Below are 13304 nucleotides of genomic sequence, written 5' to 3'. Positions count from 1 at the left end.
GAAATCGTGTGAGTCTTTCCATGCATTTAGAAGTAAAACGTGACGTCTTATGTGTGAGGCTAGAGGGCGAGTTAGATCATCATACTGCTGAAGAGTTGCGAACGAAAGTCACAGATATGATTGAGACACATGGTGTTCATCATATTGTTTTGAGCCTAGAGAACTTAACATTTATGGATAGTTCTGGTTTAGGCGTTATATTAGGCCGATATAAACATGTAAAGGGATTAGGTGGAGAGATGGTTGTCTGTGCAATTTCACCGCCCGTTAAACGTTTATTTGAAATGTCAGGTCTATTCAAAATTGTTCGTTTAGAAGAAAGTGAAGCGCATGCGCTCGCGACGTTGGGGGTGGCGTAGATGAGAAATGAAATGAACCTTCAATTTTCAGCGTTAAGTCAGAATGAATCATTCGCTCGTGTTACGGTAGCTGCTTTTATTGCGCAATTAGACCCGACGATGGAAGAACTAACAGAGATTAAAACAGTTGTGTCAGAAGCGGTTACAAATGCAATTATTCATGGGTATGAAGGAAATGCAGAAGGTGTTGTTTATATTTCAGTGATTTTGGAAGAAGCGATGGTGAAACTCACGATTCGAGATGAAGGGATTGGTATCTTTAACTTAGATGAAGCAAGACAACCCCTTTTTACAACTAAACCTGAATTAGAGCGTTCCGGAATGGGATTTACTATCATGGAAAATTTTATGGATGAAGTAGAAGTTATTTCAAACGAATCTTTCGGGACAACAATCCATTTGACAAAATACTTATCAAATAGTAACGCTCTATGCAATTAAGGAGAATAGCCAATGGACATAGAGGTCAGAAATGAGAAGAAGAAACCTCAGTTAAAGGACCACGAGCTAAAAGCGTTAATTCAAAAAAGTCAAGATGGAGATCAACAAGCGAGAGATACAATCGTTCAAAGTAATATGCGTCTCGTATGGTCGGTTGTACAGCGATTTCTTAATCGAGGATACGAACCAGACGATTTATTTCAAATTGGATGTATTGGGCTCTTAAAATCGGTAGATAAATTTGATTTATCTTTCGACGTGAAATTTTCAACATATGCAGTTCCAATGATTATCGGTGAAATACAACGATTTTTACGTGACGATGGATCAGTGAAAGTAAGTAGATCTTTAAAAGAAACAGGAAACAAAGTCCGAAAGATGAGAGACGAGCTTTCGAAAGAATTTGGAAGGGCTCCAACGATTAATGAGGTAGCACAGGCTCTTGAACTAACGCCGGAAGAAGTTGTTCTGGCGCAAGAAGCGAGTCGTGCTCCTTCGTCGATACATGAAACTGTGTATGAAAACGATGGAGATCCAATTACTATTTTAGATCAAATTGCAGATCAATCGGAAACGAAATGGTTTGATAAAATTGCTTTAAAAGAAGCAATTAGAGAATTGGATGAACGAGAAAGGCTAATTGTGTATTTGCGCTATTATAAAGACCAAACCCAATCAGAAGTAGCGGAGCGCATAGGCATTTCGCAAGTACAAGTTTCAAGACTTGAAAAGAAAATATTAAAACAGATGAAGGATCGAATAGATGAATAGCTATCTATTCGATTTTTTTTGTTGTCACGAAAAGGAGAAGATTACAACTATCGCTAAAAAATTTACAGAATTTATTGATAATTTAGTTAATTTAAACTATAATCCAAATATGAACTTGTCACAAAGGGGGAAGGAAACATGGAAACGAGGCAACAATGGGGAACGAGGGCTGGATTTATTTTTGCAGCAATCGGTTCCGCTGTTGGACTAGGGAATATATGGCGTTTTCCTTATACAGCGTATGAAAACGGGGGAGGCGCATTCTTTTTACCGTACTTATTTGCATTATTAACGACTGGTATTTCATTGTTAGCTTTCGAGTTTGCTCTTGGGCATCGTCATCGTGGTTCGGCGCCACTTACATTCTTCCGTATTCATCGACGTGCTGAATTTATTGGATGGTGGCAAATGTGTGTGACATTTATTGTTTCAACATATTACGCTGTAATCATTGCTTGGTCTATTTCGTATACGTACTTTGCAATTACTGGAGCATGGGGGAAAGACACGCAATCATTTTTATTTAAAGAATATTTACATGTTGCAGATAAGCCAGGACAATTCGGGGGGCTCGTACCAGAAGTATTAATTCCGTTAGCTCTCGTTTGGATTATTGTGCTTGGTGTTGCGTTTAAAGGAGTTAAAAAAGGAATCGAAGTTGTTAACCGCATTTTTATTCCTTTACTAGTTGTTATGTTCCTTATTATCGTTGTTCGTGCAGTGACGATGGAAGGTGCGATGCAGGGGCTAGATGCATTCTTTAAACCAGATTGGAGTCGTATTTTTGATGGGAAAGTATGGCTTGCTGCTTACGGTCAAATTTTCTTTAGTTTATCTTTAGCATTCGGAATTATGATTACGTATTCTAGTTATTTACCGAAAAACTCAGATACAACAAATAATGCTTTTATTACAGGATTTGCAAATTCAGGATTTGAATTATTGGCAGGTATTGGTGTCTTTGCAGCTCTTGGATTTATGGCGAATAACATGGGGGTACCGGTTGATAAAGTAGCTAGTGCTGGTGTAGGACTTGCATTTGTAGTATTCCCGCAAATTATTAATGAGTTACCGATGTCGCCGTTATTTGGTGTATTATTCTTCTTATCTCTAACTGTTGCTGGAATTACATCACTCATTTCACTTGCAGAAGTATGCTTTGCCGCTGTATCTGAAAAATTCAGCTTGAGTCGTCAAAAGACGATTGGAATTATGGGAACGCTATTAGTATTAGTTTCTCTTGTTTTTGCAACACGTGGTGGACTTATGTTCCTAGATGTTGTTGATTACTTCGCTAACAATTTTGGATTGATTACAATTGCACTCGTTGAAGTAGTTACAATAGGACTAATCTTGCGCCGTTTACCAGTTTATCAAAATCATGCAAACTTTGTATCTGATATAAAGTTAGGAACGTTTTGGAGAGTGAGTTTACTCGTTATTACTCCACTTATGTTAGGGTATATGTTAATTGATGGTACAATCCAAAACATTAAAAAGAACTACGGAGGTTATCCAACAGAGTTTGTTGTAACGTATGGCTGGTCGATAGCGGCAGCGTTTCTTATAGTTGCACTAGTCATTAGTCTGAAGAAATGGAATGCACAAATACATTCAGACTCTGTCCAGCTTGAAAAAGAATGGAAGGACCGAGGTGTTTCATGATGAGTGGATCAGCGATTATGATGATGGTTATAGGTATGGTAGTCATTTGGGGAGGACTTGCATTAAGTATTGCAAATTTATTTAAGAAAAAGGCATAAGCTAAAAACATCTGTACCGAAATGGTACAGATGTTTTTTTTATGAAAAAATTGTATTAGAAAAAATTCCAATAACCATACTACAACTACGAGGAAGAGTGAAGGGGTGAATGAAAATTGGAACAAACGATTTATATTAAAATGCGCAATCGCTTAAAAGTGTCTCCTACGTATGAAGTAAAGCTGAGCGATGTTGCTCAACTTGCCGGAGATTCTTTTGTAGTTGAGTTGTTACAAAATGAAATAGTCTACAAAATAACAGCGCATGATAAAACACATGTTGTAATTGATGTTATGAAAGTGATTGAGATTATTAGGCAAAAAGCGGCTCACATACAAATTAATTTACTTGGTTCTGGACAAACTCTTGTTGAAATTATATACGAAAAAAAGAAAGTGCATCCGGTTTTCTTCGGACTTGTATGGTTGTTACTTTTCATTGGAGCGGCCCTTGCAATCATTTATTTCCATGAAGATGTAAGTATGCAACAAGTACACCAACGGTTATATTACATGATTACTGGAGAATTTAAGGCGCAACCACTTTTATTTCAAATTCCTTATTCATTAGGTCTTGGATTAGGTATGGTCTTATTTTTTAATCATGTATTTCAAAAGAGAATTAATGAAGAGCCGAGCCCGTTAGAAGTTGAGATGTTTCAATATCAGCAGTCGCTTGATCAATATGTAATTGTTCATGAAAACAAGGATAATATGAAACAGATTGCTGATGATTGAGTGTGCATTTGTTGTATTAATTGGCTTAGCTGGAGGGATTGCAGTAGGTAGCGGATATGTCGCGTTTTTAGCTGTACTTGGTATAATCCCTCGTTTAGCTCAATTAACGAGAAGTGGAAAGCATATTCAATACTTTGAGTGGGCGGTCATTGCAGGTACTTTAACAGGGGCTTGGTGTAGTTTGAAAAATATTACATTTCAAACGTCACAATATTGGCTTGTTATATTAGGGATATTTTGTGGCACATTCATTGGAATGCTCGCTGCGGCGTTAACGGAAGTGTTAAACGTTTTACCTATTTTAGCGAAACGAGTAAGGGTAGAGGAGAAAATTATTGTTTTACTCGTTGCTCTTGTACTTGGGAAAGTAATAGGCTCGTTGTTTCACTGGATTTATTTCGTAAAGTAGGAGGCAATATATATGGCAGGGCGAAAATTGAAGGACGATTACATAAATAAAGTGAAGGAGTACCATCCAAAATCGAACTATTTCATAAATTGTGTGAAGGCATTTCTTGTTGGTGGACTCATTTGTACAGTCGGAGAAATATTGATGAAATTTTATATACATTATTTTCACTTTAGTGAACAAGAGGCGGGAAATCCGACAGTTGCAACGCTTGTTTTATTGTCGGCGATTTTAACAGGGTGTGGTGTATATGATAAAATCGGGCAGTTTTCTGGAGCGGGATCAGCTGTACCAGTTACTGGATTTGCGAATTCTATGGCGAGTGCCGCACTAGAGCATAGGAGTGAAGGGATTGTTCTAGGAATCGCTACTAACATGTTTAAGCTTGCAGGAAGTGTCATTGTATTTGGAGTCGTCGGTGCATACATTATTGGGTTAATAAGATATACATTTCAAATTTTAATGTCTTAAAGGAGGGGTGGGTATGAGATTGACAGGAAAACAAACGTGGGTATTTCAAAATGATATCTTCGTGAATGCAACTGGTACTGCTGTCGGTCCGAAAGAAGCTGAAGGCCCTCTTGGAAAGGATTTTGATATTTCATATTCTGACTTACATTGCGGAGAGGAAAACTGGGAACTTGCTGAACGAAGGTTAATGTCAGACTCAATTCAACAAGCGATGCAAAAAGGGAATATAAAAAAATCGCAAATTGATTTCTTTTTAGCGGGAGATTTATTAAACCAAACAGTGACAGCAAATTATGTTGCTCGTGAGTATGGTATTCCTTTTTTAGGGATGTTCAGCGCTTGTGCGACGTCAATGGAAACTTTGGCGATTGGATCAGCTTTTATAGATGGTGGATTTGCGAATCGTATTTTAGCTACAGTAAGTAGTCATAATGCGACGGCTGAAAGACAATTTCGTTCCCCAACAGAATACGGAGGACAAAAGCCAGGGACAGCAAACTCAACTGTTACCGGAGCAGGGTCAATATTAATTAGCAATGAGGAGAGTGCAATTAAAATAACAGCAGCAACAATTGGTAAAGTGCAAGATTTAGGAATTGCTAATCCTTTAGATATGGGATCAGCGATGGCACCAGCTGCTGCTCATACAATTCAACAACATTTTGAAGATTTGAGAAGAAGTGCAGCTGATTATGATCTTATTGTTACTGGTGATTTATCGGCTGTTGGGACACCAATTGCGAAACAACTTTTACTTGAGGAAGGGTATGATTTGGGGAATGTATACAATGATTGTGGATTAATGATTTACAATTCAAATCAAGAAGAAGTGTTTGCAGGGGGCAGTGGTTGTGCTTGTTCAGCTGTTGTAACATACGGCCATTTATTGCGTGAAATGCAAAAAGGGAATTTACAAAGAATTTTTGTCGTTGCAACTGGAGCTCTATTAAGCCCCATGATGATGCAACAGAAGGAAACGATTCCAACGATTGCGCATGGTGTTGTGTTTGAAAGCGTTAAAGGAGAGTGAATTGTGGATTTTATATATGCATTTCTTGTAGGAGGAGCTATTTGTGTAATTGGACAAGTGTTGCTAGATTTCGCAAAGTTAACACCGGCACATTTAATGGCAACTTTTGTAGTCGCCGGAGCTATTTTAGACGGATTCGGATTGTACGATCAGCTCATAAAATTTGCAGGTGCTGGGGCAACAGTCCCTATTACAAGTTTTGGACACTCACTATTGCACGGGGCAATGCATGCAGCAGAAAAACATGGATATTTAGGAATTGGAATCGGTATGTTTAGCTTAACGTCTGCGGGGATTTCAGCAGCGATATTATTTTCATTTTTTGTTGCACTTATATGTAAACCGAAAGGATAAATCAAATGAGACGAAGGGTTGTTTTGGTCACAGATGGAGATGAATATGCAAAGCGGACAATTGAGCTGTTAACAAAGGAATTTGGGGGGAGGTGTATTTCAGCATCGCAAAGTAATCCGACCAAATTGACAGGGAAGAAAGTTGTTGAGCTTATTATGCAAACGCCATATGACCCTGTATTTGTCATGTTTGATGACAGCGGATTTATAGGAGAAGGATCTGGTGAAAAGGCGTTAAAGTATGTCGCAACACATAAACAAGTTGATGTACTCGGTATTTTAGCAGTAGCATCTAATACACATCATTGGGAATGGGCGCGTGTAGATGTAAGTGTAGATCGGAATGGGAATTTGACAGAATATGGCGTTGATAAATTTGGACTCCCAGATGGTGAAATTGGCAGGATTAGTGGGGATACGATTTATTGTTTAGATGGTCTGAATGTTCCTGTCATAGTGGGGGTCGGTGATATTGGCAAGATGTGCGGAAATGATGAATGGGAGAGAGGATCACCTATTACTAGAAAAGCGATTCAATTAATTTTGGAAAGGAGTGGCTTTTATGACGAAGCCTAAAAAAGTGAATATCCCGATTTCATCTTTTTTAAGTGATAATGAAAATTATTTAAAGCAAACAGTTGGGCTTGGTGTTACATACGATGTTGGCATTCGTAAATTTCAAATTTTAAATAAAGAAATTGGTGTGTTATTTGTAAATGGACTTTGTGATACGAATTATATTATCCCTATTTTAGAAGAAGCGGTGGATACAAATGAAATAAGGGATGTAGAAGAAGATACAGTAAAGCTTTTAGAGAATCGTTTAATTCATCAACAAGTAAGTAAAGTAAAAACGATGGATGATGTAATGCTCCAAGTATTATCAGGACTCATTGTTATATTTGTGGAAGGTGAAACTGAAGCGTTCGCAATAGATGTTCGTAGTTATCCGGGCCGGACACCCACAGAACCAGATACAGAAAAGGTAGTGCGTGGTGCAAGGGATGGATTTGTTGAAAATATCGTTGTAAATACAGCGTTAATTCGTAGAAGAATACGCGATCCACGTCTTCGAAATGAAATGATTCGAGTAGGGGATAGATCGCAAACGGATATTTGTATTACATATGTACAAGATGTTGCAAATCCGGATTTAGTTAAGATTATAAAACAAGAATTAAATAATATTGAAGTAGATGGGATTACGATGGCGGATAAAACGGTAGAAGAATTTGTAGTGAAACAAGGTTATAATCCATTCCCGCTTATCCGATACACAGAGAGACCAGATGTAGCAGCAAATCATCTGTTAGAAGGACATGTGTTAGTACTCGTTGATACATCACCAAGTGCTATGATCACTCCAACAACATATTTTCACCATTTACAGCATGCAGAAGAGTTTAGACAAAATCCAGCTGTAGGTACATTTTTACGTTGGGTACGTTTTTTAGGTGTTATATTTTCGCTATTTTTACTGCCATTTTGGCTAGTTTTTGTTTTTGATCCGACTCTTTTACCGGAAAGCCTTGCTTTCATTGGACCAAATAAGATGACGCATTTACCGATTTTATTACAAATTTTGATGGCGGAAGTCGGACTCGAATTTTTAAGAATGGCCGCCATTCATACACCGACATCATTGTCGTCGGCAGCAGGATTAATTTCTGCCATATTAATTGGTCAAATTGCAATTGATGTAGGTTTGTTTGTACCAGAAGTTATTTTATACGTAGCCGTTTCTATGATTGGGTCATTTGCAACGCCGAGTTATGAACTTGGACTTGGAAATAAGGTCGGAAAATTGTTTGTCATTATTTTAACAGGCATATTTCATGAAATGGGATTTGTCATTGGAATGACGATGTTGATTCTGTTTTTAACATCTATAAGAAGTTTGCAAACACCGTATTTATGGCCGTTTTTACCGTTTGATTGGGGCGCGTTAACGAAAATTTTACTTCGTCCAACTATGTCTAGTTTAAAGGTTCGTCCAAGTATTGTAAGACCTCAAAATGTGCGAAGACAAAAATAAGCGGGATTATGCTCCGCTTATTTTTTATTGAAAATTTATTGTTTTTTTAACAAAAATCAAACATTTTTTTTGTACAATTAGAGTAGATATTGTGTATGGAAGGGGAAGAGGACATGATTAAACTATTTGTAAGTGATTTAGATGATACACTCGTTTACAATATGAATGATATGCAAAAAGAAGATGAACGAGCGCTTTGTTGGCTAGCTGAAAACGGGACAAATATTTGTTTTGCCTCTGGTCGTTTTACTCACCGAATTGATGAGGCGGTAAAAAGGTTTTCGTTCCCGTATTACACAACTAGTTTAAATGGAGCGACAATGATACTACCGGATGGAAAAGTATTTCATGAATCGAGTTTTGAAGATGGGGTTGCCCAGGAAATATATCGATATATACATAAAAAGGGACTAGCAGATATTGTTTGTGCAAATGAGCAGCGATATACAAAAAGGAAGAATGAACATCACCATACTTTTGAAGAGTATATGGGAGTGCATATTGCTGAAATCGAAGAGTTAGAAGAGGAATTTGGGAAGACTGTACATCCTGCGAAATTATTTGTTTTTGGCGAAGAAGAAAAAATTGTAGCATTAGATCAAGAGTTGAGAGATACATTTCATAGCGAAGCGGAAGTCTTTATATCGGGTAAGCGATATGTTGACATTATGCCAAGAGGTGTGAGTAAAGGAAGCGCTCTGAAGCGATTAATGGAACATTTACAAATTGAAGCAAATGAAGTTGCATGTATTGGAGATTCTTTCAATGATATTTCTATGTTTGAAGTAACCCCACACTCCTTCACCCTCCATCATGCTCATCCGTATGTGAAGGAGAAAGCAAATCATGTTGTCCGTTCGGTTGAAGAAGCTATTATGAAATTACCGTTACTTGTATAAAAAAGAAGCTCGTCACTGGCGAGCTTCTTTTTTTACTTGAATAAAGATTTAACGAAATCAATGATACTAGAGAAGAAATCTTTTACTTTATCTAGGAAACTTTGCCCCTCTTCAGATCCTAAGAAGGCAGACACATGGTCTTTTGCTTTCTCTAATTGGCTACCAACTTGGTTCCAATCGATATTAAGATTTTTCATTTTATCAAATAACGCTACTAGGCTATCCAGCTGTTCATCTGTTAATGTAATACCGAGTTGATCAGCAATTTTTTTAATTAATGTACGTAAATCTTCAGTTGTTTTTGGCTGTTCTTTTGCAATTTCTTCTTTAATTTTTGCAACAAGTTGAACTGCTTTTTCTTCGCCGATTTTATCGCCAAGCTGGGCTGTTTGTACCATTTCTTCATTGGCTACTTTTTTTACTTCTTCAGGAATGGCTTTGTTTGATGTTGTTTCATAGGCCTTCATTAAACCTGTTAAAGCAGCAGTTCCTGAAACTTTAAATGGTGCAGTAATTTGAATCTCTGCATCTTTCACACCTGCTGTAATAAGTGCATTTGTGTACATTGCATCTGTTATCGAATTAATGTTTTTTGAGCGTACAATGAGACCTGACCCTGGTTTTGTGTATGTAATCATAGAAGAGGAAATAGCTCTCGTACCAATTTGCGCTTTTGGAACGATGCCCTCTAGAAATTTATGTTCTTCCGCATTAGATACAGTAATAATTTGTGCATCTTTTGGTGCTTTCATTTCTTTCAAAAGATCTTGTTTCTGTTGTTCAGATAAGTTTTCTCCTAGTGTAACAATTGATTCTCCCTCAATGATGTCTGCAAATGAAGCTGTTGGCATAATAAATACGGCTACAGCTAATAGCAGAGCTAGTAATTTCGTTTTCACGAAAAATCGCTCCCTTTCTCTTTCTTAAATTTTCGGGCAACACAGTTATTATAGTATATTTTTCTTATTTGTCACCTAGCTTCTTCCACATTTCAAAAAAGAAGTATGCAGATTGTCGGATTCTTTTTGTTTCTCGTCATGAATATGGTAATATAGTGCTGAGATAGTTGAAAGGAGACATATACATATGAAAACTTTAGGATACATATTAATGGAAAATGGCGAAAAAATCGATTTAGAATTTTTCCCAGAAGAGGCACCAAAAACAGTAGAAAACTTTAAAAAATTAGCAGAGCAAGGATTTTATGATGGTGTGACATTCCACCGCGTTATTCCTGGCTTCGTAAGCCAAGGTGGAGACCCAACAGGCACAGGAGCAGGTGGCCCAGGTTACTCTATCCCATGTGAAACTGATGGAAATCCTCATAGACATCTTGTTGGCTCACTTTCTATGGCACATGCTGGCCGTAACACAGGTGGTAGCCAATTCTTTGTTGTTCATGAGCCACAACCGCATTTAGATGGCGTACATACTGTATTCGGTAAAGCAACAAGCGGTATTGAAACAGTATTAAACATGCGTCAAGGCGATGTAATGAAAGAAGTTAAAGTTTGGGAAGAATAAGTTACGAGAAAAGGAGAGCGATTTTGCTCTCTTTTTTTATTTCCTATAAACAGGGATTGGTATATATTTTAAAGTATATGACACAAATAGGACGGCTACTAACGTTAAATTATATTGTTCATGAGAACACACTTTTAACAAAATACATAGAATGGAGTACGAATTATATGCTTCAATAAATGTATTTCTCTTAACATATTGCTTTTAGTAGAACTACTTTGTTCAAAAGTGGTTAATAAGTGAAATGTGATGAGAAAGGGATTTTCCTTATAGTTCCTATATAGTATTGTCTCTTTTTTGAGCGGTGTAATAGAAAGAAATAGCGTGGAAACATATATTTGACTTTCTTCTTAACGCTTTGTATGATTATCAAGTTGTTTCAGCCTCTTCTCACTCTGGTAAAAATATTGTAGAATGAATGTGATATGAAAAGAGTGATTGAGGGGATAAATAGTTTGTAACTTTTGTAAGAAGGGATAAGGGTTATGTTAATTCGTTTTAAAAAAAGTTATGAAAAAATTGCAATGGGGCTTCTTTCATTTATGCCAACTGAAAAAGATGTAAAAACATTACAATTGACAATGAAAGAATATGAAGCGAAAGAGGATTGGCAATTGTATTTGTGGAAACAAAATGAAGATTTTGTTGGGATAATGGGGATTATAAAAAAAGAAGATCAGGTATTGGAAATTCAGCATTTGAGCGTGAATCCGTCTCACCGTCATATGGGGATTGGGACGAAGATGGTTCAAGAGCTTAAGAGTAAATTTCTTGAGTTTACAATTTGCGGAAATGAGCAAACAGCAAGTTTTTGCAAAAAGTGTAAAGAGCTTGAACAAAATATACATTCATGAAAGCAGGGATAAGTGTTTATTATCTCTGCTTTCTTTTTTGTAGTTGCTCGTGTCGTTCAGAAATGACTTCTGTTCGATCACGCAATGTGTGCTTATTTATGATGTATTCATCAGGAATGACGTTCACATCTTTCCAAGAGAGGTTTTGTTTCTTACATAACTGTATGCATTGTTTTTCTAACGATACGTCTAATAAGGGTAAAAATAACGGCGTGAAAATTTCCATTTTGTGGATAGAGTGTAGTCTTTCATTTAATAAGAACATAAGTTGTTTATGATCTATTCCTAATTGATGTAAAGATGTACTGTTCTTTTCTAAAAGTGCTATTGCGCTTTTTATCATCTTCTCTGCACCATTCCAGTTGGATCGTCTGTGATGGTATAAGGAAACAGCAATTTGAATGAGACCGACTAAGTAATTGTCGCGTTCTCCTCTAGGTTTTAATTTCCAATACTCTTCTAATATTTCATGACATTCAAAATAATCATAGTCTCCGTGAAAATGAATTAAAAATTGTATGTACTCGGTAGGATACATTTTTTTCGCTCCTGTCTAACGGTTATATGTACAGTTTATCATAGAAATATTAACAATAAGCGACTAGGGAAATATCCCTAGTCGCTTTATTGCGTCCTATTAGCAGAAGCAAGCTGCTCCTACAATGATTAGTAAAATGAACAGTACAACAAGTAATGCGAACCCACCGCTAAAACCGCAATCAACGTGACCCATAGTTTTTTGACCTCCTACATTGTTCTTACTACATTGTTATCATATGAAGCGGTGGGCATTATGACATGGGCATAGGTCTATTTTTAATTAAATTTCTTAAAAAGGTTGGATAGAACATGAGTATGCTCTATACTTATGTTGTTATAGAAAAAATGTGGTGGGATGCTTTGTGCAGTATAATTTTAAAGTAGAGGCTTTTGAAGGGCCTTTAGATCTATTGTTACACTTAATACATCGTTACGAAATTGATATATATAATATTCCTGTAGCGGAAATTACAGAGCAATATCTATCTTATGTCCATACGATGAAAGAATTACAATTAGATGTTGCCAGTGAGTATTTAGTAATGGCTGCAACGTTATTGCAAATTAAAAGTAAAATGTTGTTACCGAAACAAGAAGAAGATGTACCTGATAACGGTGAAGACTTTATAGATGACCCTCGTCAAGAATTGATGGAGAGGTTAATTGAATATAAGAAATATAAGCAAGTTGCTACTGAGTTAAAAGAAAGAGAACAAGAAAGAGCACAGCTATATACACGTCCGCCAATTGATTTTACATCATTTCAACAAGAAGAGGAGACAAGCTTACCTCTTGATGTTACGTTATATGATATGTTAGCGGCATTTCAAAAGCTAATGCGTCGTAAAAAAGCAAAGACCCCCGTAACAACGCGAATTACTCGCCAAGAAATACCAATTGCACAGCGAATGACTGATATTATACAACAGTTAGAAGTAAAAGGCGGTCGTCAAAGCTTTTATGATTTGTTTGCTGATGAAGAACGTGAAATAATGGTTGTAACATTTTTAGCGGTTCTTGAGCTAATGAAAAATCAACAAATCATAATTGAGCAAGAACATAATTTTGATGAAATTTTCGTGTTAAGCTCTAATAAATCCGTATAGAGTTGGTATGTG

The 13304-nt window shown here is 36.7% G+C and carries 19 protein-coding genes; 16 read left to right on the top strand and 3 right to left on the bottom strand.

What is annotated here, in order from left to right:
* Positions 1–8 precede the first annotated feature (8 nt).
* From spoIIAA to I6L50_RS26165, 13 genes are all read left to right on the top strand, one after another.
* Positions 9–359: an anti-sigma F factor antagonist gene (gene spoIIAA / locus I6L50_RS26225; RefSeq protein WP_002088460.1), complete on the top strand. Its 351-nt coding sequence runs from the start codon at positions 9–11 to the stop codon at positions 357–359.
* The gene (gene spoIIAB / locus I6L50_RS26220; protein WP_001243400.1) at positions 360–800 is read left to right on the top strand and encodes an anti-sigma F factor; all 441 of its coding nucleotides are present in this window, start codon (positions 360–362) and stop codon (positions 798–800) included.
* Positions 801–812: 12 nt separating this feature from the next.
* The gene (sigF, locus tag I6L50_RS26215) at positions 813–1571 is read left to right on the top strand and encodes an RNA polymerase sporulation sigma factor SigF (RefSeq protein ID WP_002014922.1); all 759 of its coding nucleotides are present in this window, start codon (positions 813–815) and stop codon (positions 1569–1571) included.
* 138 nt (positions 1572–1709) lie between these two features.
* Positions 1710–3236, top strand: coding sequence for a sodium-dependent transporter (locus tag I6L50_RS26210; RefSeq protein WP_002014921.1), 1527 nt, complete (start codon positions 1710–1712; stop codon positions 3234–3236).
* Positions 3236–3334 carry a methionine/alanine import family NSS transporter small subunit gene (locus I6L50_RS26205; protein ID WP_000016829.1) on the top strand — a complete coding sequence of 33 codons (99 nt, stop codon included), beginning with the start codon at positions 3236–3238 and terminating at the stop codon, positions 3332–3334. The genes I6L50_RS26210 and I6L50_RS26205 overlap by 1 nt, the downstream gene beginning before the upstream one ends.
* A gap of 116 nt (positions 3335–3450) precedes the next feature.
* The gene (locus I6L50_RS26200) at positions 3451–4071 is read left to right on the top strand and encodes a stage V sporulation protein AA (RefSeq protein ID WP_219303474.1); all 621 of its coding nucleotides are present in this window, start codon (positions 3451–3453) and stop codon (positions 4069–4071) included.
* On the top strand, positions 4064–4480 hold the full coding sequence (gene spoVAB / locus I6L50_RS26195; protein ID WP_016092269.1) for a stage V sporulation protein SpoVAB: 417 nt from the start codon (positions 4064–4066) through the stop codon (positions 4478–4480). Before I6L50_RS26200 ends, spoVAB begins: the two co-directional genes overlap by 8 nt.
* 12 nt (positions 4481–4492) lie before the next feature.
* A complete protein-coding gene (spoVAC, locus tag I6L50_RS26190; protein ID WP_113937139.1) occupies positions 4493–4951 on the top strand; it encodes a stage V sporulation protein AC in 459 nt (152 codons plus the stop codon).
* 13 nt (positions 4952–4964) lie between these two features.
* Positions 4965–5981 (top strand): stage V sporulation protein AD, encoded by a 1017-nt coding sequence (gene spoVAD / locus I6L50_RS26185; protein ID WP_002088448.1) that lies wholly within the window; start codon positions 4965–4967, stop codon positions 5979–5981.
* Between the two features lie 3 nt (positions 5982–5984).
* Positions 5985–6335, top strand: coding sequence for a stage V sporulation protein AE (gene spoVAE / locus I6L50_RS26180; protein ID WP_113937140.1), 351 nt, complete (start codon positions 5985–5987; stop codon positions 6333–6335).
* Positions 6336–6340: 5 nt separating this feature from the next.
* Positions 6341–6910 (top strand): stage V sporulation protein SpoVABEA, encoded by a 570-nt coding sequence (gene spoVAEA, locus I6L50_RS26175; protein WP_002088445.1) that lies wholly within the window; start codon positions 6341–6343, stop codon positions 6908–6910.
* Complete coding sequence (gene spoVAF / locus I6L50_RS26170; RefSeq protein WP_113937141.1) at positions 6897–8369, top strand: spore germination protein SpoVAF; 1473 nt, start codon at positions 6897–6899, stop codon at positions 8367–8369. The genes spoVAEA and spoVAF overlap by 14 nt, the downstream gene beginning before the upstream one ends.
* Before the next feature lie 95 nt (positions 8370–8464).
* Positions 8465–9268, top strand: coding sequence for a Cof-type HAD-IIB family hydrolase (locus tag I6L50_RS26165; protein WP_002067045.1), 804 nt, complete (start codon positions 8465–8467; stop codon positions 9266–9268).
* A gap of 32 nt (positions 9269–9300) precedes the next feature.
* Here I6L50_RS26165 and I6L50_RS26160 read toward each other — a convergent pair whose 3' ends face one another.
* Entirely contained in the window at positions 9301–10167 is an 867-nt protein-coding gene (locus I6L50_RS26160; RefSeq protein ID WP_002014912.1) for a DUF1002 domain-containing protein, read from the bottom strand.
* Positions 10168–10354: 187 nt separating this feature from the next.
* Here I6L50_RS26160 and I6L50_RS26155 point away from each other — a divergent pair, with 187 nt between their 5' ends.
* Together I6L50_RS26155 and ribT are read left to right on the top strand one after the other, a co-directional pair.
* Positions 10355–10792: a peptidylprolyl isomerase gene (locus I6L50_RS26155; protein WP_000853785.1), complete on the top strand. Its 438-nt coding sequence runs from the start codon at positions 10355–10357 to the stop codon at positions 10790–10792.
* 485 nt (positions 10793–11277) lie between these two features.
* On the top strand, positions 11278–11646 hold the full coding sequence (gene ribT, locus I6L50_RS26150; protein WP_000908403.1) for a GNAT family N-acetyltransferase RibT: 369 nt from the start codon (positions 11278–11280) through the stop codon (positions 11644–11646).
* Positions 11647–11665: 19 nt separating this feature from the next.
* Here the strand turns inward: ribT and I6L50_RS26145 are convergent, their stop codons facing one another.
* Positions 11666–12184, bottom strand: a complete 519-nt coding sequence (locus I6L50_RS26145; protein WP_219303473.1) for a DUF309 domain-containing protein — start codon at positions 12182–12184, stop codon at positions 11666–11668.
* Between the two features lie 99 nt (positions 12185–12283).
* Positions 12284–12379, bottom strand: coding sequence for a YjcZ family sporulation protein (locus tag I6L50_RS26140; protein ID WP_000510194.1), 96 nt, complete (start codon positions 12377–12379; stop codon positions 12284–12286).
* A gap of 169 nt (positions 12380–12548) precedes the next feature.
* On the opposite strand from I6L50_RS26140, the gene I6L50_RS26135 reads away from it, so the two are divergent.
* The gene (locus I6L50_RS26135) at positions 12549–13292 is read left to right on the top strand and encodes a segregation/condensation protein A (protein WP_113937143.1); all 744 of its coding nucleotides are present in this window, start codon (positions 12549–12551) and stop codon (positions 13290–13292) included.
* The last annotated feature ends 12 nt before the right edge of the window (positions 13293–13304 follow it).

The organism is Bacillus sp. FDAARGOS_1420 (assembly GCF_019344915.1).
GTDB lineage: Bacteria > Bacillota > Bacilli > Bacillales > Bacillaceae_G > Bacillus_A > Bacillus_A mycoides.
Note: the sequence above shows the minus strand (reverse complement) of the source record. Positions and strands in the feature narration are given on the sequence as shown.

Bases quoted from the DNA above. Each gene is read 5' to 3' on its own strand.
- spoIIAB (WP_001243400.1), top strand. From the start codon at position 360: ATGAGAAATGAAATGAACCTTCAATTTTCAGCGTTAAGTCAGAATGAA.
- sigF (WP_002014922.1), top strand. From the start codon at position 813: ATGGACATAGAGGTCAGAAATGAGAAGAAGAAACCTCAGTTAAAGGAC.
- I6L50_RS26210 (WP_002014921.1), top strand. From the start codon at position 1,710: ATGGAAACGAGGCAACAATGGGGAACGAGGGCTGGATTTATTTTTGCA.
- I6L50_RS26205 (WP_000016829.1), top strand. From the start codon at position 3,236: ATGAGTGGATCAGCGATTATGATGATGGTTATAGGTATGGTAGTCATT.
- spoVAB (WP_016092269.1), top strand. From the start codon at position 4,064: ATGATTGAGTGTGCATTTGTTGTATTAATTGGCTTAGCTGGAGGGATT.
- spoVAC (WP_113937139.1), top strand. From the start codon at position 4,493: ATGGCAGGGCGAAAATTGAAGGACGATTACATAAATAAAGTGAAGGAG.
- spoVAD (WP_002088448.1), top strand. From the start codon at position 4,965: ATGAGATTGACAGGAAAACAAACGTGGGTATTTCAAAATGATATCTTC.
- spoVAEA (WP_002088445.1), top strand. From the start codon at position 6,341: ATGAGACGAAGGGTTGTTTTGGTCACAGATGGAGATGAATATGCAAAG.
- spoVAF (WP_113937141.1), top strand. From the start codon at position 6,897: ATGACGAAGCCTAAAAAAGTGAATATCCCGATTTCATCTTTTTTAAGT.
- I6L50_RS26165 (WP_002067045.1), top strand. From the start codon at position 8,465: ATGGAAGGGGAAGAGGACATGATTAAACTATTTGTAAGTGATTTAGAT.
- I6L50_RS26155 (WP_000853785.1), top strand. From the start codon at position 10,355: ATGAAAACTTTAGGATACATATTAATGGAAAATGGCGAAAAAATCGAT.
- ribT (WP_000908403.1), top strand. From the start codon at position 11,278: ATGTTAATTCGTTTTAAAAAAAGTTATGAAAAAATTGCAATGGGGCTT.
- I6L50_RS26145 (WP_219303473.1), bottom strand. From the start codon at position 12,184: ATGTATCCTACCGAGTACATACAATTTTTAATTCATTTTCACGGAGAC.
- I6L50_RS26140 (WP_000510194.1), bottom strand. From the start codon at position 12,379: ATGGGTCACGTTGATTGCGGTTTTAGCGGTGGGTTCGCATTACTTGTT.